The following is an 18,917-nucleotide window of genomic DNA, read 5'->3' as shown; positions in this document are numbered from 1 at the left end:
ACAGGAAGCGTAACAGTTCCAACGACAGAAGATACAATCTCAGGAGAGGCGGACGAAGTATTTGCAGCAACGGGTGCAGTTACCAGCGGAACTACCACCGGAGCCGTAACCGAAGGATCGATAACGGTACAAGATGATGATAGTGCTCCAACGGTCACTATTGGAGATGTAACAGTTTCAGAAGGCGATAATGCGATAGTTCCAGTAACCTTAAGCAACCCAAGTACAGAAGACATTACAGTAGAAGTAACGGTAGACGGAGTAGTTTACACGGTAACCATTACAGCAGGCGCTACCACAGGAAGCGTAAGCGTTCCAACGACAGAAGATACAATCTCAGGAGAGGCGGACGAAGTATTTACAGCAACGGGTGTAGTTACTAGCGGAACAACAGGAGCGATAACTAACGGATCGATAACGGTACAAGATGATGATAGTGCTCCAACGGTCACTATTGGAGATGTAACAGTTTCAGAAGGCGATACCGCGATAGTTCCGGTAACCTTAAGCAACCCAAGTACAGAAGACATTACAGTAGAAGTAACGGTAGACGGAGTAGTTTACACGGTAACCATTACAGCAGGCGCTACCACAGGAAGCGTAAGCGTTCCAACGACGGAAGATACAATCTCAGGAGAGGCAGATGAAGTATTTGCAGCAACGGGAGTTGTAACCAGCGGAACAACAGGAGCGGTAACCAACGGATCGGTAACGGTACAAGATGATGATAAGGAATCAGAAGTGATAAGTGAAGATGATGAAGTAGAATTAGATGAAGACAGCCAAATTGTGATAAACATTTTATCTAATGATAGTAATATACCTTCTGATGGGTTGTTAGAAGTAAACTCTCCATCTAATGGAATAATAACAGTTAATAATGGCGGTACACCAAATGATCCTAGTGATGATATAGTTACTTATATACCAGATGCTGATTTTAATGGAAATGATTCTTTTACTTATACAATTTGTGACGCATTAAACATAGGTTGTAGTACTAGTACAGTAAATATAATTGTGAACCCAATAAATGATACTGTTGATGATGAAATAGAAACAACTTCAGGAGAGTCTGTAGATATTGATATATTGTCAAATGATACGTTTACAACTGATGCAATTAATGTGGGGGATACAACGAATCCAACTAATGGTTCTATTGTAATAAATTCTGATGGAACAATTACCTATATTCCTAATGAAACTTTTACAGGAATTGATACATTTGTATACGGAGTTATAATAACTAACTCAGATGGGTCTACTACCGTAGAAACGGCAAAAGTTACTATAAATGTAACAGATCCATGTTTGAAAGTATTTAATGAGTTTAGTCCTAATGGCGATGGTATTAATGATTATTTAGAAATTAAGTGTATAGATAAAGAAAGATATAAGAATAATACTGTTGAAATATTTAATAGATGGGGAAATACAGTATATTCAGCAAAAGGATATAATAATGCAACTGTAAGATTTGAAGGAACCTCTAACGGTAGAGCAACAATAGGTACACCAAAGCAATTACCAGTAGGAACTTATTTTTATGTAATTGATTTGGGAGATGGAAGTCCAGTTGCAAAAGGATGGATTTATATCAACAGATAAAAGAAAAGTTAAAATAATATGATAATCCCTAAAGATAGAGTTAAATTAATTCTACCAACTATTTTAAGTGCAATTTTAAGCATCTATTTTAATATAGATGCATTTGCACAACAAGATCCGCAGTATACACAATATATGTATAATACTATGGCGGTAAATCCAGCATATGTAGGCTCTAGAGGACATACTACTATAACCGGGTTAGGTAGAACACAATGGGTTGGATTTGAAGGAGCTCCAGATACTCAAGTTTTAAGTTATGATACACCATTGGGTTATAGTAGAGTTGGTTTAGGATTTAATTTAGTAAATGATAGAATAGGTCCATCTCATGAGACCTATTTAGATGCAAATGTTTCATATACAATTGAAACTGGAGAAGAAGGTAATTTAGCTTTCGGTTTAAAACTAGGAGGAAGATTATTAAACATTGATTGGTCTCTAGGAAGAACAAACCAAGATGGAGATGATGCATTTGCACAAAACATAAACAATAAGTTTTTACCAACAATCGGAGCAGGTATATATTATCATGAACCCCAATGGTATATAGGTTTATCAGTGCCAAATTTTTTAAGATCAGAGCATTATGATGATAATAAAGCTTCACAAGAAGAAACAGCTGTAGAAAGATTTCATTTCTTTTTAATAACAGGATATGTATATGATTTAACAAACAATATTAAATTTAAACCAGCTTTATTATTTAAAGGGGTTGTGGGTGCTCCATTATCTTTAGATGTTTCTGCCAACTTCTTGTTTAATGAAAAATTTAGAGCAGGATTATCTTGGAGATGGGATGATTCTATTGCCGTTTTACTAGGCTTTCAAGTTAGTAATTCACTACATATTGGGTATGCTTATGATTTAACAACGTCAAATTATAATATTGTAAACTCTGGTACCCATGAAGTTATGTTACGATATGAAATTTTTAGAGAAGCAAGGATGAAATCGCCAAGGTTCTTCTAAAAGCCAATAAAGCCTATATAAATGAACAACAAGTTACTACTAACTTATACTCTTACTCTTTTTTCTTCAATTGTAATTCTTGGTCAAAGTAAAAGAGTTGCTGATAGATATTTTAATGAATATGCTTATGTACAAGCAGCTAAATTATATGAAGCTATATACAAACAAGGAGATAGCTCAAAATATATTTTAAAAAGATTAGGAGACTCTTATTATAATAATTCAGAAACCGTAAAAGCAGAAAATTGGTATTCTAAATTAATTGAAAAACATTCAGAAACTGAGTTAGATTATTTATTTAAATACGCTCAAGTGTTAAGGAGTAACCGTAAATATCAAAAATCAGATTCGCTTTTTTTAATTATTGCAGACAAAAAAGAGCTGAAAAATATTAAAGAAAAAGTTTCTGAGGGTGATTATTTACTAGATTTTTCAAACAATAAAAATAAAAGAATAAGTATTAGAAATTTAGCTCTAAATACACCATATTCAGATTTTGGAGGCTTTTTATATAATGAAGATGTCTATTTTGCATCAGCTTCACCAAAAGAAGGAAGAAAACAAAGACTTTATAAGTGGAACAATCAACCATTTTTAAACATATACAAAGCCTATAGTTTTGTTATGCCACTTGAAGACTCAGAAAAAGATAGTGTTTTTGAACTGGAAGATAAAGTAATGCTTCCAGAACCATTAAACACACAGTATCATGAATCTACTCCAATTATAACTAAAGATGGGAAAACCATGTATTTTACTCGTGTTAATTATGATGGAAGAAAGTTACGTAAAGACAAAAAAGCTACAGTCAATCTTAAACTTTACAAAGCACAATTTTCAAAAGGATATTGGCTAAATATACAAGAACTTCCTTTTAATAGCGATCAATATTCGGTTGGGCATCCGGCTTTAAGTCCAGATGAAAAAACACTCTACTTTGTTTCTGATATGCCTGGAGGAATTGGAGAAACCGATATTTACAAAGTAGCAATTACAGAGAGTGGTTATAGTGAGCCTATTAACTTAGGCACTACAATTAATACTTTAGGCAAAGAAATGTTTCCTTTTGTTGGGGATGATAATACTTTATACTTCTCTTCTAATGGTCATTTAGGATATGGATTATTAGATATTTATCAAACTAAAATTAAAGAAAACAATGTTTTTTCTAAAGCAATCAACTTAGGAAGTCCCTTTAATAGTACAAAAGATGATTTTTCATTTTATATAGATAAAAAAGGTAAAAAAGGTTTTTTCTCTTCTAACAGACCCAAAGGAAAAGGAGATGATGATATTTACAGTTTTATCATTTATGAAGAACCAGCTTGTAACCAAGTTCTTGAAGGAATTGTAACTAATACTATAGATAAAAACTCAATTGCAGAAGCAAGCATAAAATTAATAGCCAACACAGGGGAGGTTATTGATGAAACAGTTACAGATACAAAAGGATATTATCAGTTTAAAAATATACCATGCTCTTTAAATAAAATTACAATAGTAGCTAATAAGCTAGACTATAAATCAGACAATAAAAATACAATTGAGTTATTACAAAACGGAAAGGTTGTAACGGCTAATTTACAATTAAGACCATTAATTGTTGGAAACCAGATAGTCATTAAACCTATTTATTTTGATTATAATAAATCAGAAATTAGAGATGATGCTCAATATGAACTTGAAAATATAGTAACCGTTATGAGTAACCATCCAAATATGGTTATTAAAATAGAATCACATACAGATAGTAGAGGAAACAAAGATTATAACAGAAAATTGTCTGATAGAAGAGCAAAATCCACCAGAAACTATATTATTTCAAGAGGGATAGCTCCCAATAGAATTGTAAGTGCTATAGGTTATGGAGAGGATCAATTATTAAATCACTGTAATGATGAAAATAGCAAAAAATGTACAGAAGAAGAACATCAGTTAAATAGAAGATCTTATTTCTATATAGTAAGTGATAAAAATAAAGTAAATTCAGAAAAATAAAAAATGAATAAAAAATATACTTTGATTACAAGTAAAATCTAATTAATAGTAATTTCTAAAAACTCAATCTAAATATGATTGAGTTTTTTCTTTTTAACAATATTTAACAGCTAAAATTAAATAATCTTATAGTTAAGGCGTTTACAAAATAAATCAAAACTAATTAATTATGAGAAAAATAGTTGTCCCCCTGACAATTCTAGCTGCACTTACGTTAACATCGTGTGTGTCAAAAAAGAAGTATCTAGCATTAGAAGAACAGTATAACGATACTAGAGGTAACTTACAGAAAACAACCTTAGAAAAAGAAGAATTAGAAGCTAAGTTTGCTAAAATTCAAAAAAGAGTTGATAATTACAATGAAAAAATCAACTCACTAAAAAGTTTTAATTCAACTTTGCAAGAGCAGAACAATGTAAAATTAGATATGGTTGGTAATTCAGCAGTAATATCTAATTCATTAAAAGAAAGAATGCGTGAAACGTTGGCAAAGGTTGATCCAGCAGAACTGACTAATGCAAAAACGCTAAAAGATTCAATGAATGTTGCTATTGCATACAACTTAAAAAAATCTATAGATACCTCTAATTTAGATCCTGAAGATGTAAACATAGATATTGATAAGACTGTTGTAATGATTTCTGTTGCTGATAATATGCTTTTTAACACGGCTAGTTATAAAGTAAAGAAAAAAGCATACAAGTTAATAGAGCAATTAGCAAATGTCATTAATTCAGAACCAAGTATGGATGTTATGATTGAAGGTCATACAGATTCACGTACAATTAACAATGCAGTAGTGCAAGACAACTGGGATTTAAGTGTAAAAAGAGCCACTTCAATAGTTCGTATTTTAGAGAAAAAGTACGGAGTAGAATCTAACCGATTAATAGCAGCGGGAAGAGGAAGTTCAATGCCACTTTTTGAAAATGATTCTAGAGAAAACAGAGCAAGAAACAGAAGAACAAGAATCGTTATTTTACCTAATTTAGATAAGTTTTTTGGTATGTTAGCCCAAAATGAAACTATTCAACCCTAATTATACAAGATTACTTATTTGATAAAAGCTCCAACTTTTTTAAAAAAGTTGGAGCTTTGTTACTTTATGAAACTACAGTATTAGATGCAGCTTTATAATTTTTATAATACTGCATTAATACAAATGAACACATAACCGATGAAGCTATACCTTCAATAGCCAGAGCAAAAATGACTAAAGGCAATGTTAGTTTACTACCCCAAAAAGATGAATTTTCAAGTACCTGCATAAAGCTAGGTTGAAGAAAACCTACATATAGTAATAATCCTAAAATAGTGAAACCTACGCCTACTACAGAAGTTGCAATACCTACCGAAAAATTGTTTAAATACAGATTGTCATGATTCAATTCAATATTTGATTTAATGGCATTGTTTACACCCCATAGAACAAAAACAAAGTTTAAGAAACGTAATTCAGAAACATTGTCTAATCCTAGTAATTTCATTACAAAAAAGAAAATTACGATACCTGTAAAAATTAAACCAGCATTTTTAAAAATGATTTTATTCGTACCCATAAGACAAAATGTTTATTATAACTGTCTTAAAGATACAAAACAAAGTGCTGTAAATCAATTTTTTAACACAATGCTTCTTTTAAAATTGTAATAAAATGTTTGGCTTCTCTTTGAGTTCCATCAAAAATTTGATGCCTACAACTTGTTCCAGAAGCAACAATTTCAGTGTCTGTTGAACAGTTTCTAACTTTAGGGAATAATGTATCTTCACCCACTTGCATGCTTACTTCATAATGCTCTTTTTCGTACCCAAAAGAACCCGCCATTCCGCAACAACCTGTATTCATAATGGTAACTGAATAATTTTCAGGAATATTTAAAACTGAAAAACTAGCATGTGTACTCGATAACGCTTTTTGATGACAATGACCGTGAATTTTTATTGTTTTAGATTCTTTAGAAAATAAAGTTGTATCAATTAATCCTTTTGAATGTTCTTGTGCTAAAAATTCTTCAATTGTAAAGCAATTCTCAGAAAGTTTCTTTGCAGCTATTTTATCACTTGCGATTCGCAAGTACTCATCTCTAAACGTTAAAATTGCTGAAGGTTCAATTCCGATCAGAGGATTTTCTTCAGAAATTAAATCTTTAAACACTGAGATATTTTTATTCGCTATTTCTTTAGCTTCTTTTAAAAATCCTTTAGAAATATAGCTTCTACCACTTTCTTCGTGTTCAATAATTTGAACATCATAGCCCAATTTTTGTAATACATAAACAGCATCTTTTCCAACTTCTGCATCATAAAAATTAGTAAATTCATCATTAAACAAATACACTTTTTTTCCTTCGGAAGTTGTTTTTTGGTTGTTATACCAAGCTTGTAATGTTTGTTTTGCTAGTTTAGGAACACTTCTTTCTGTAGCAACTCCCATTACTTTTTTTGCTAAAAGTGTATTAGTTAATAAATTAGTAATGGTAGGAAATTTACTTCCTAGTTTATTGTATTTAGCATTGTTGGCAAATAATTTACTTCTGAAAGAATATCCGTTTTCTTCTTGATATTGATACAAAAATTCAGCTTTTAAAGAAGCCACATCAACATTACTTGGACATTCACTAGAACAAGCTTTACAGCTCAAACAAAGGTCAAAAACCTCTTTTAATTCCTCATGATTGAACTTATTTGCTTTTTCAGAATTTGTTAAAAACTCACGTAAAGTGTTTGCTCGAGCACGAGTGGTATCCTTTTCATTTCGAGTAGCTCTGTAACTCGGGCATAGAGTTCCGCCAGCTTTTGGTGATTTTCTACAATCTCCAGAACCATTACATTTTTCTGCTAATTTTAAAATGCCTTCGCTATCAGAAAAATCTAAGATGGTATTAATTTCAGGTTCAATTCTATCAACTTCATAGCGTAAACTTTTATCCATAGGAAAAGCATCTGTAATCTTTCCTTTATTAAAAACATTATCAGGATCAAAAGCTTTTTTAATTCTGCGTAATAATTGGTAATTCTTTTCACCAATCATTAGCGGAATAAATTCTGCGCGAACAATACCATCACCATGTTCACCACTAAAAGAACCGTTATATTTTTTTACTAACTCAGCAGTTTCAGTCGTTATTCTTCTAAACAAATCAACATCTGCCGATTTTTTTAAATTCAAGATAGGACGGAGGTGAAGCTCACCAGCACCAGCATGTGCATAATAAACGGCACGCTGTTCGTATTTATCCATAATAGCTGAAAACTCTTGAATATATTCCGGTAAGTCATTTAAATCAACAGCAGTATCTTCAATACAAGCAACTGCTTTGTCATCACCGACCATATTTCCGAGTAAACCTAAACCAGCTTTTCTGAGATCTAAAACTTTGTTTATATCATTTCCATATACTTTTGGATGATGATATCCAAAACCATTGTTTTTAAGATCTTGAATTAATGCTTCTGCTCTTTTTTCTGCTTCTTCAATAGTATCAGCTTTAACTTCCAACATTAAAACTGCTTCCGGATCTCCTTGTAAAAAGAATCGATTCTTTGATTGCTCACGATTATTTTTAGTACAATCTAACACTACTTTATCCATCAACTCACAAGTATATAAGTTATGTTTCATGGCAATAACAGTTGCTTTTAAACTTTCATTTACGCTTGTAAAATGAGGAGCAACCATAATACTCTGAGTAGGAGGTAAGTCATCTAATTGAATAGTGATTGCTGTAGAAAAAGCTAAAGTTCCTTCACTACCTGATAAAAATTTGGCAACGTTAATTGTGTTGTCATTTCCTCCAAATAAATCAGATGATAAAAACTCGTCAACAGCATATCCTGTATTTCTTCTATGAATAGTTTCTTTAGGAAATTCTTTCTTTATTTCTTGTTGATTTTCAGCAGAACTTAGCTCAAAAAATATTGATTGATAAATTTTCCCTTCTAAAGTTTTTTCTAAAGATTTACTTCTGAATTCATTTGAGGTTACTTCGGAAAATGTAGCTAAACTTCCGTCAGATAAAATAGCATCTATAGCCAAAACTTTATCACGTGTAACCCCGTATTTAATTGAAGTACTTCCAGAGGAGTTGTTTCCTACCATTCCTCCAATCATACAACGATTTGATGTTGATGTATTCGGACCAAAAAACAATCCGAAAGGTTTTAAAAATCTGTTTAAATCATCTCGTATTACTCCTGGTTCAACAGTTATGGTTTTATTAATTTCATCAAAAGCTAAAATATTGGTAAAATGTTTTGACACATCAACCACAATTCCGTCTCCCACACATTGTCCTGCTAACGAAGTTCCTGCCGTACGAGGAATTAAGGTGGTGTTATGTTGTTTAGCAAATGAAATGAGTACCTTTATATCTGATATATTCTTTGGAAAAGCAACTGCTAACGGAATTTTTCTGTATACAGATGCATCTGTAGCATACATACTTTTGTACATATCATCAAAAAACAGTTCTCCTTTTAATGTTTTATGTAAGCTTTCTAAGTGTGTTTTTATACTCATTGTCCTTATTTAATAGGAATATTTCGTTTGAAACCAGTGTCAAAACAGATAAACGTATCGGTACCTGCAACTCCATTGATTAAATGAATATGATCGTATAGAATTTTTTGTAAATGCTGATTGTTTTTAGCGAATATCAACACAAAAATAGCATAACTACCCGAAACAAAGTTGCTTTCTACAACTTCTTCTATCTTAGATAATTCTTCCATAACACTTTTAGCAAATCGAGCTTCACGTAAACGAATACCTGTGTATGATTTTGTGCTATAGCCTAATTTCTTTTCATCTAAAATAAATTCAGCATTTTTAATAACTCCTTCTTGAGTTAATTTTTTGATTCGTTGATGTATAAGAGAATTAGATACTTTTAGTTCGTCAGCAATTTGAGAATAGGCTTTACGAGCATCTGTTCTTAATTGCTTTAAAATTTGCTGATCTATATAGTCAAATTGATTTTTCAAAAGAATGACTTTGTTATTTATAACTTAATTGGTTTTTGTCATTCCTACGAAGGCAGGAATCTCATATTGGAAAATTTTTATTCTTAAAGAGACTCCTGCTTTTGCAGGAGTGACAGTTAAAAGTTAGCTTAGTTATTTAAGCATTTAGCTCCGCTAAACATTTTTGAATGGTTTCTTCCTGCATATCTTCATACCACTTAATCAATTTATATACAGGTTCGCCTAAATCTTTTTCAAATAATGATTGATTAGAGGTTCCTTCATACTTGCGTTTTGCATCATCTGTACCCAGGTTTGAAGCAAAAATTCCCGCAGCACTTACTGGTAAAAAGTCTTCGTAAACCATAGGTTCTATAGTTAAATAACCGTTTTCTAATAATTGATTTACATCGGCTTTTGTATATACTTTATCTTTTAATATATTTTTTACTTTATCGGTAGTAAAATAGTGGAAATAGGCTAATTCTTTTGATTGTAACTCTTGGTAATTATCAGGGAAAACTGTAAAATTTTCTGCTAATAATTGGTTGTATTCTGATGCGTTTTCAGCAGTTGGAGAACCACCAATTGCTTTACGTGTTTTACCTAACAATTCATTATACAAGTCTAGTCCTTTTTGAGTTAATGCTACACCACGTTGTTCAATCTCTCCAAAACGTGCTTTGTGTTCTCCCATTTTTCCGTTTCCATAATTATATTTAAAGGTTACGTTTTCAGTTAATGCTTTAAAACTAGTTTGGCGTAATAAAATTGGGCATTTTCTTGTAGGAGGACCTTCTATATTGTCTTTTGGAGGAATATTACGAGCTTCCATACTCGATTGTACTTTATCTATATCTAAAGTTCTAGGTGTTAAGTGATTGATGTGAGGACCTTTAAAAGCAACTACATCAGCAATTAATCTGTGTTGGTTAAGTAAAGCTTCATACATTTCGTGATCTACTGTAGCAGTATCATGCCATCTAAAAGTTTCTAATGCTTCTTGAACAAAGATTTCAGCATCCTCTTTATTTAATCCTCCTTCTTTTTCAGATTTATCAATTAACTCTAGTGCTTTTTCAGTAAAAATTTGACGGTTCTCTAAAATAGTTTCTACATTATTGCGAAGTTTATCATCATCAATTAAATCTAAACGTAGTAAAGAGGTAAATACTCTAAATGGAGCTTGATTAAGGGCTGTATTCTCAATAGCTCTAAATGCTGTAGAGTGAACAGGAACTCCGGCTGTTGCTAAATCATAATACCCAACAGGATACATTCCCATAACTTTAAATAAACGTCTCATTGTAAACAATTCATAAGGTTTACCTAAACGGATTGCACCGTGACGCTCCATATTTAGTCGGGTGATTTCTCCTGTATGTGCTAACTGTTCTTTAATTTCTCTTGATTTTGAAAGAACTTCTTCATTAATATCATGAACCAAGTCAAGTAGTTCACCATAAAGAGGCACTTCATTCTTGTACATATCTGACATTATGGTTGAGAAACGATTACGAATATATTCTGGTGACACAAATGTCTTTGAAGTATCTAAATTTTTGATTGTATCTTTTGATGACATGATTTGTTTGATTTTAATGTAAAATAAATAAATTTAATCTTTATTTTAAATTTTAAAAGTAAAATTCATATTAAAAACAGGAGGTTTGTGTTAATTTTACTTTAAAGTTGTTTTGTTTAAAATTAAAAAAGTAATTTTAATTAAAAAGAAGTTCTTTAAAAATCAATTTGACTTTAGTTCTGTATAAAAATTATTTTAACTAAAAAGAGAATAGTGTTATAATGAAATTAAAAGTAAAATAAACGTCTAAGCGAGGTTTTTTGTAACAAAATGTTATATGGTTCGTCTTCTATATGATTAACTTAATTAAAATTCATGGGTATATTTAGAGTTTTACTTGCCATCTTTTTTCCTCCATTATCTGTAATTGATAAAGGTTGTGGTTCATTTATCATTATTTTTTTATTAACACTTTGTGGTTGGATACCAGGTGTAATAGGAGCGTTGGTTATTTTGAACAATCCGAACAGATAGTTAAGAAACTTGCTCTCCGTTTTTAGCTTTCTCTGATAATTGGAGTAAAACAACTTTTCCATCATTATTATAAACACCTAAAACTAGGCATTCACTCATAAAGTTTGCTATTTGTCTAGCTTTAAAATTAACAATTGCAGTTATTTGTTTGTTAACTAACTGTTCTTTTGTGTACAAATCAGTGATTTGAGCACTTGATTTTTTAATGCCTAATTCGCCAAAATCTATAGTGAGTTGATAGGCTGGTTTTCGCGCTTTAGGAAAATCGTTTACCTCTAGAATTGTTCCCACTCTAATATCCACTTTTAAAAAGTCTTCGAAAGCAATTTCTTCCATATTATTGAGATAATTTTTGAATTACCCATAAAGGGCCAATTAATAAAAATTGTAAATCTTTTAGAAATGAAGGTTTTTTACCTTCTACTTTATGTCCGTAAAATTGACCTATCCAAGCAACTACAAAAATCAAAATAGAAGCTAAAGCTAAGTTTGTGTGATTGCTAATCCAATTATTACCAGCAATACATATTAGTATTAAAAATAACATTTTAGCAAAATACCAAAAACCAAGTCGTAAATAAAAGAATAATGAAATACCTATTCCAATAACAAAGGCCCAGTTTTCAATTAAAGGATTGTACAAACCAAAGGTATTTTTTAAAAATCCGGTTGGAATACTCATTAGTAAGCCAATGACACTAAAAAAAATTGCAGGAACACATATATAATGTATTAATTGATTTGTTTCATTTTGATGGCTTATAGCATACTCATCAAACCATTGTTGAGCAGTCTTCATAATTTAAAATTTAATTGAGATATAAATATATTGTTTATATAGAATATTTGATAAAATAAATGGTTTATATTTTTTGCAAATAAAAAAGGTCAGATAAAATCTGACCTTTTAAAAATTTATATTTTGATAATTTTAATCATTTAATTGGAAGTTAATAGGGAATGCATATTTTACATTTACTGATTTACCACTTTTCTTTCCTGGCTCTAATTTTGGTAATTTTTCTACTAATTTTTTAACAGCAGTTTCTAAAACTTCTCCTCCTTTAGGACCTCTAGTTTTAATATTTACCACATCACCATTTTTATCAACTATAAAATAAGCATATACTTTTCCTTCAATATTTTTATCTACAGCTTCTTGAGGATATGCAAAGTATTTATTCACGTGCTTAATCATTTCTTCATTAAAGCAATCAACACTATTGTCTCCAGTTCTTTTACAAGCTCTAAATAAAGGCGCAGAATCCGTTTTTGCCATATTTATAGCATCTGTAATAGTTATAGTTTTGGATGAAGGCTTTACGTTTGATGGTTTTTTTCCAGGAATTCTAAATCCAATAGGAATACCATATTTTACTTTTACAGTTTTACCATTGTGCTTACCTGGTCTGAATTTAGGTAATTTATTTACAATTCTTTTAGCTTCTTCTTCTAAAATTTCTCCACCATAGGGTCCGCGAATATTTAAATCACCAACTGAACCATCCTTTTCAATAACAAATTGAACTAAAACTCGACCTTGAATACTTTTATCATAAGCTTCTTGCGGATATCTAAAGTTCTTTTTGATATGGTTAGAAATTTCTTCCTTAAAACATTTCTCTTGCTCATAAATAGCTACCTTTTCACATGAGCTGAATAATGGGATTTCTTCAACTAAGTTAAATGGTACTTTTTCTACTACTTCTTCTTTGCTTAAATCTAATGATCCAACTAATGAAGCTTTTTTCTTTAAGTCTGCTAATTTATGAGAGGTATTTACAGATCCAACTCCAGTTACAGCATCTCTTTTTCTAATAACTCTTTTTCTTGATGTTACTTGAATAGAAACTTGTTTTGATTTGTTACCTTCTTCATCAGTATTTTCAATAGTACATTTGGTAATACTGTTTAAATCTAAAGCAGGTTCATCTGTTGGAGTATCACATGTTTGCTTATCTTGGGCATAAAAATTTTGTTGTAAGAATAATACAACAACTAGCAATAATAATTTTCTAATCATGTCTTTAGGGATTAGGGATTCTTTACGTTGCTAACTTATTAAATAATAATGGAATATTAAAATAAAAGTTGTTTTTTTTTAAACACTTTCTAACAATAGTTTTTAAGAAATTATTTTTTTAATTTGAAGTGAAATTTATGGGCAAATTATAAATAACATTTACGGGTAAACCTCTGTGTTTACCTGGGCTTAGCTTTGGTAATTTATTGATAACTCTAGCTATTTCGTTTTCTAAATCTTGTGATTTTGTATTAGCTTTTATACGCAAGTTATTAACATTTCCGTGCACATCTATGGTAAATTGTATAAAAACTTTTCCATTTATTCCGTCTTCGGATGCTCTTTCTGGATAAAAATTCTTAGAAAAATGATTTGAAATTTCAGAATTAAAGCAGTTAGTTTTATTCTTTATAGATGCTTTTTCACAATTCTTAAAAGTTGGTTTTTCATCCACTAAAGAAAATAAAATATTTTCACTGGTTAGTTTTTTTTCAATAATATTATTTTTCAACTCTATGGTACCTAGGTTTTTATCAATTGAGTTTGAAAGTTTTTGATTATTGATAGCACTCTTCTTTCTTTTTCTTCTAATGATGTGTGATGCAGTTTTTTTATTGGTTTTATAAGATGAAATATTCAAGATTACATTTGATTTATTTTTATCATCTTCAATCTTTTCAATTGAACATTTTGTTATTGAATTTAAATCATTTTCTTCTATTTTGGGAGATTCACATTGTTCTTGAATATGCTGTGAATTCAGAGTGTTTGTAATGATTATAAACAGTAAAGGAAGTAATATGTTTTTCATTTGTAATTGTTCTTAATTTCTGATTACAAATGTTCAATATATTGTTGTTTGTATGGGTTAAGTCATTTTTATTTCATTGTTAATAATTATTCATGATATAACTTTCACTTAACAAAAAAGGCTAAAGTGTTAACTTTAGCCTAATTCATTACCATAAAGAAAAATTATTTTATAGTATTATTTTACATTCATTAATTCTACATCAAAAATTAAGGTTGCGTTTGGTGGAATTACACCTCCAGCACCAGCAGCACCATAGGCTAAATCAGATGGAATTACTAAACGAGCTTTGTCACCCACTTGTAATAATTGAATTCCTTCATCCCAACCAGGAATTACTTGTCCAACTCCAATAGTAAAATCGATTGGTTGTTTACGTTTGTATGAGGAATCAAATACAGTTCCGTCTAATAACTGACCTTTGTAATGTACAGAAACCATAGATCCTTTAGTAGCTTTTTTACCTTCTCCTTGTTGTAAGATTTTATAGCGTAAACCACTTGGAGTTTCATCATAACCAGCAGCAACAGAATCTAATAATTCTTTTTGACGTGCTTTTTCTTCTGCTTCACGTTTTTCACGAGCACCTTCAAAAGTTCTGAAAGCTTCTACAGCGTTCCATTTTTCAGCAACATCACCAACACGGATGATCTCTACGTTCATTTCATCACCTTGCTCAACAGCGTCAACAACCTCTTGTCCTTCAACAACACTACCAAAAACCGTATGTTTACCGTCTAACCATGGAGTAGCAACGTGAGTGATAAAAAATTGAGATCCGTTTGTTCCTGGACCTGCATTTGCCATTGATAATTTACCTGGAGCATCATGTTTTAACTCTGGATGAATTTCATCATCAAATTTATAACCAGGGTTACCAGTTCCTGTTCCTTGTGGACATCCACCTTGGATCATAAAATCAGGAATTACACGGTGGAATTTTAATCCGTTATAGTAAGGAGTTCCCTGTGGTTTTGCTGAGTTTTCTAAGTTTCCTTCTGCTAAAGCAACAAAGTTACCTACAGTTCCAGGAGTTTTTTCATATTCTAAGTTCACTAAAATATCTCCTTTTGGAGTAGTGAATTTTGCATAAATTCCGTTGTTCATTGTTTTAATTTTAAAATCTATTTACACTTTATTTTTGAGCAGATAAACTTGCAAAACTGAAGTTTAACCCCACATTTATATTTGTTGAATTTACATTTCCGAAAGGAGAGTATAATTTTCCTCCAGAAACGGAAATTGAGAAATTATTAGCCAATTCATAGTTTATACCTGCAGTTGGTCTAACAACTATGCCTTCATCGGTATCAACACCGGCTCCACCTGCAGCTCCACCAACAACATCTAAAAATCCGTAGAACTTATCATTGAAAAATGAATTGGTTTTGATTCCCATTCCAGCTAAACCATGAGCATAACCACCTGATCTCCCTCCGTAAGCAAAACCAGCTTCACCAATTAAATAGATATTTTTAGTAATATCATAATTAAATTGAAGCGCTAATAATTGTAGGTCTACCGCAAGTATATCATCTGGATCATCTGTTTTAGCTACATCAAAATAGGTTTGATTTTCTAAACTTACCGTAATTGCTTGTGTTTTAAAATAGGAAATATTTTCTTCGGAAGAAGTTTTAGTTCCTCCATTTAATCCGAAGTATTTAAGACCAAAACCTAGTGTGTAAGCTTCAAAATCTCCATCTAATGCTCTGTAATAACCACCATGTCCACTCAATGCAAAATTATTAGCTAGTTTTAAGTCGATTCCAGCAGACGGATACATAGTTAAACCACCTTCAGGAGCAATTCGTCCCCCAGCAGCTCCAATTCCAAACTTGGTAAAAAGATTGATATATTTTGATTGATAAGGGTGATATCCTGCACCAAAAAACAAATCCATAAAGCCAGCACGTAAACCTTTGTAAATAGCATCGGTATGGGCAAATAAAAAGGTGTTTTCGTTAACGTATTTTTGATATTCAAAACCTAGCACGTATAATGTTTCTTTAAGTTCTGTAGCATTATCTTTTTTAGATTGTCCGAAAGGGAAAAAGAAATCAAAACGAACTTGTTGTACATTTTTAACTATTGGTTTTTGCCAAAAGTTATCAGTTGAGTCATTATTAGCAATGAACTTTTTGTGTGCATTTTTGTAATCTGTCAATCGTAACACGCTTGGTATTTCAACAAAAACAGAAACTGCATCATCTTTTATTTCTCCAGAAAAGAAATCTATATAACTGTATTGAACTCCAACTGAATAATTGTTGTGTTTGTACTGTAAACCAATATTCGGATTGATAAAAGCTCCGTCGTTTACATACTTTCTATAGCCACCGCCACCACCAAAGTGGAAGTTAGCATCTAGATATAAATTTTTATATAATTGTTTGTTGATGCCTAATTCTGCCCCCAAAGTAAACAATCCGCCTTGATCACCAGTCACAGCAAAATGAAAAGCGGCACCACCGTATAACCAATCGTTAAAAGGAACTTGATAATGTAAACCTGCTAATCCCATTGTTGGTTTTAATTGCGGAAATTTATCCGAAGGCATAGAAACCGGAATGAAATTCAAACGTACTTTATTATTCAGTTCTTTTCCTTTTAAAGTTGAAATATCTTCTTGACTATAAGATAGAAAAGAGAAAAGAATCAAGAACCAAGATAAAAAGACGTCATTACGAACCTTTCGACTTCGCTCAAGACGAGCTTTTTGAAGTAATCTCTTTAAAAAGATTGCTTCGTTCCTCGCAATGACGATATCTTTATTATTTTCTGTTTTACTCAAACTCACTGGTAAAATGTAATTTAACCGTTGGATATTTACTTTGTGTCATTTGAATGGTAAAAGCAGAATCTGCTAAAAATACCATTTGACCTTGTTTATCTTTTGCTAAATAACGTTGTTTAACACGTTTAAATTCTTGAAATTCTTCGTTTTTTGGGTCTTCAGGTTGTACCCAGCAAGCTTTATGAACTGCAATATTTTCATACATACATTTTGCTCCGTATTCATGTTCTAAACGATATTGAATTACTTCGTACTGAAGTGCACCCACAGTACCAATAATTTTACGTCCGTTCATGTCTAACGTAAATAATTGAGCAACTCCTTCATCCATTAACTGATCTAAACCTTTGTATAATTGTTTTGCTTTTAAAGGATCAGCATTATTCACGTAACGGAAATGCTCTGGAGAGAAACTAGGAATTCCTTTAAAATTCAATTGTTCACCTTCTGTTAATGTATCGCCAATTTTAAAGTTCCCGGTATCATGAAGTCCAACAATATCTCCTGCAAAAGACTCTTCTACAATTTCTTTCTTTTCAGCAAAAAATGCATTTGGACTCGAGAATTTTACTTTTTTTCCGTTTCGAACATGTAAATAGGGAGTGTTACGTTTAAATGTACCCGATACAATTTTAACAAACGCTAAACGGTCACGGTGCTTAGGATCCATATTGGCGTGGATTTTAAATACAAATCCGGTTAATTTATCTTCTTTTGAATCTACCAAACGCTCTTCCGCCATTTTAGGTTGTGGGTTAGGAGCGATGTCAATAAAACAATCTAACAATTCTTTAACGCCAAAGTTATTCAATGCAGAACCAAAGAAAACGGGTTGTAATTTTCCTTCTACGTACGCTTTTTGATCGAATTCAGGATATACTTCATATACCAATTCCAATTCTTCACGTAAGGTATTAGCTGCATCTTCACCTACTAGTTTATCTAATTCAGGGTTATTAACATTGTCAAATTCGATTCCTTTTGTAATTTTTTGTTTGTTAACCTCTGAGTAGATGTTGATTTTCTTTTCCCAAATATTATAGATTCCTTTGAAATCATATCCCATTCCAATAGGGAAGCTCAAAGGTGTAACGTGTAATCCTAATTTTTGTTCAACTTCATCTAATAAATCAAATGCGTCTTTACCTTCACGGTCTAATTTGTTGATGAACACTATCATTGGTATGTTTCGCATTCTACAAACTTCTACCAATTTTTCTGTTTGTTCCTCAACCCCTTTGGCAACGTCAATCACCACAATAACACTATCTACAGCAGTTAAAGTCCTGAACGTATCCTCTGCAAAATCTTTGTGACCTGGAGTATCTAAAATATTAATTTTTCTATCACGATAGTTAAAAGCTAATACCGATGTTGCTACCGAAATTCCACGCTGACGCTCAATCTCCATAAAATCGGAAGTAGCTCCTTTTTTAATTTTATTACTTTTTACCGCACCGGCTTCTTGAATTGCACCACCAAAAAGTAATAACTTTTCTGTTAAGGTTGTTTTACCGGCATCGGGATGGGAAATAATACCGAAAGTTCTTCTTTTTTGTATTTCTTTTAAAAAACTCATGTATAAATTTTGAAGGCGCAAAGGTACGTTTTAAATAGAAAAAGAGCAAAACAGAATAATAGCTATTTTGCTCTTTTAAAATTAATTAAAAAGATGTGTTTTTAG

The 18,917-nt window shown here is 31.4% G+C and carries 16 protein-coding genes; 5 read left to right on the top strand and 11 right to left on the bottom strand.

Annotated elements, in window-relative coordinates; translation table 11 throughout:
- The 4 genes from SLH33_RS12760 to SLH33_RS12745 form a co-directional block, all read left to right on the top strand.
- Nucleotides 1-1,611: gliding motility-associated C-terminal domain-containing protein (locus tag SLH33_RS12760; protein ID WP_320419510.1), on the top strand; the 1,611-nt coding region annotated here is incomplete at its 5' end.
- Nucleotides 1,612-1,629: 18 nt separating this feature from the next.
- Nucleotides 1,630-2,583 (top strand): type IX secretion system membrane protein PorP/SprF, encoded by a 954-nt coding sequence (locus SLH33_RS12755; RefSeq protein ID WP_320419509.1) that lies wholly within the window; start codon nt 1,630-1,632, stop codon nt 2,581-2,583.
- A gap of 21 nt (nt 2,584-2,604) precedes the next feature.
- Entirely contained in the window at nt 2,605-4,581 is a 1,977-nt protein-coding gene (locus tag SLH33_RS12750; RefSeq protein ID WP_320419508.1) for an OmpA family protein, read from the top strand.
- A gap of 169 nt (nt 4,582-4,750) precedes the next feature.
- Nucleotides 4,751-5,620: an OmpA family protein gene (locus SLH33_RS12745; protein WP_320419507.1), complete on the top strand. Its 870-nt coding sequence runs from the start codon at nt 4,751-4,753 to the stop codon at nt 5,618-5,620.
- 64 nt (nt 5,621-5,684) lie between these two features.
- Here SLH33_RS12745 and SLH33_RS12740 read toward each other — a convergent pair whose 3' ends face one another.
- The 4 genes from SLH33_RS12740 to SLH33_RS12725 form a co-directional block, all read right to left on the bottom strand.
- Nucleotides 5,685-6,140, bottom strand: a complete 456-nt coding sequence (locus tag SLH33_RS12740; protein WP_320419506.1) for a hypothetical protein — start codon at nt 6,138-6,140, stop codon at nt 5,685-5,687.
- A 62-nt stretch (nt 6,141-6,202) separates the two neighbouring features.
- Complete coding sequence (locus tag SLH33_RS12735; protein ID WP_320419505.1) at nt 6,203-9,100, bottom strand: FAD-binding and (Fe-S)-binding domain-containing protein; 2,898 nt, start codon at nt 9,098-9,100, stop codon at nt 6,203-6,205.
- Nucleotides 9,101-9,105: 5 nt separating this feature from the next.
- On the bottom strand, nt 9,106-9,564 hold the full coding sequence (locus SLH33_RS12730; protein WP_320419504.1) for a winged helix-turn-helix transcriptional regulator: 459 nt from the start codon (nt 9,562-9,564) through the stop codon (nt 9,106-9,108).
- A 136-nt stretch (nt 9,565-9,700) separates the two neighbouring features.
- Nucleotides 9,701-11,128 carry a VOC family protein gene (locus SLH33_RS12725; protein WP_320419503.1) on the bottom strand — a complete coding sequence of 476 codons (1,428 nt, stop codon included), beginning with the start codon at nt 11,126-11,128 and terminating at the stop codon, nt 9,701-9,703.
- Nucleotides 11,129-11,443: 315 nt separating this feature from the next.
- Between SLH33_RS12725 and SLH33_RS12720 the strand changes: the two genes are divergently transcribed.
- Complete coding sequence (locus SLH33_RS12720) at nt 11,444-11,602, top strand: YqaE/Pmp3 family membrane protein (protein ID WP_320419502.1); 159 nt, start codon at nt 11,444-11,446, stop codon at nt 11,600-11,602.
- Here SLH33_RS12720 and SLH33_RS12715 read toward each other — a convergent pair whose 3' ends face one another.
- From SLH33_RS12715 to SLH33_RS12685, 7 genes are all read right to left on the bottom strand, one after another.
- On the bottom strand, nt 11,603-11,938 hold the full coding sequence (locus SLH33_RS12715) for a tRNA-binding protein (RefSeq protein WP_320419501.1): 336 nt from the start codon (nt 11,936-11,938) through the stop codon (nt 11,603-11,605).
- Between the two features lies 1 nt (nt 11,939).
- Complete coding sequence (locus SLH33_RS12710) at nt 11,940-12,401, bottom strand: DUF962 domain-containing protein (RefSeq protein WP_320419500.1); 462 nt, start codon at nt 12,399-12,401, stop codon at nt 11,940-11,942.
- Between the two features lie 132 nt (nt 12,402-12,533).
- The gene (locus SLH33_RS12705) at nt 12,534-13,625 is read right to left on the bottom strand and encodes an energy transducer TonB (protein ID WP_320419499.1); all 1,092 of its coding nucleotides are present in this window, start codon (nt 13,623-13,625) and stop codon (nt 12,534-12,536) included.
- 118 nt (nt 13,626-13,743) lie between these two features.
- Nucleotides 13,744-14,436, bottom strand: a complete 693-nt coding sequence (locus SLH33_RS12700) for an energy transducer TonB (protein ID WP_320419498.1) — start codon at nt 14,434-14,436, stop codon at nt 13,744-13,746.
- A 177-nt stretch (nt 14,437-14,613) separates the two neighbouring features.
- The gene (locus tag SLH33_RS12695; RefSeq protein WP_320419496.1) at nt 14,614-15,543 is read right to left on the bottom strand and encodes a peptidylprolyl isomerase; all 930 of its coding nucleotides are present in this window, start codon (nt 15,541-15,543) and stop codon (nt 14,614-14,616) included.
- Between the two features lie 28 nt (nt 15,544-15,571).
- Entirely contained in the window at nt 15,572-17,230 is a 1,659-nt protein-coding gene (locus SLH33_RS12690) for a hypothetical protein (protein WP_320419495.1), read from the bottom strand.
- A complete protein-coding gene (locus SLH33_RS12685; protein WP_320419494.1) occupies nt 17,223-18,812 on the bottom strand; it encodes a peptide chain release factor 3 in 1,590 nt (529 codons plus the stop codon). The genes SLH33_RS12690 and SLH33_RS12685 overlap by 8 nt, the downstream gene beginning before the upstream one ends.
- Nucleotides 18,813-18,917 lie beyond the last annotated feature (105 nt).

The organism is Tenacibaculum sp. IB213877 (assembly GCF_034043975.1).
Taxonomy (GTDB): Bacteria; Bacteroidota; Bacteroidia; order Flavobacteriales; family Flavobacteriaceae; genus Polaribacter.
This window is presented reverse-complemented; position numbering and strand designations above follow the sequence as displayed.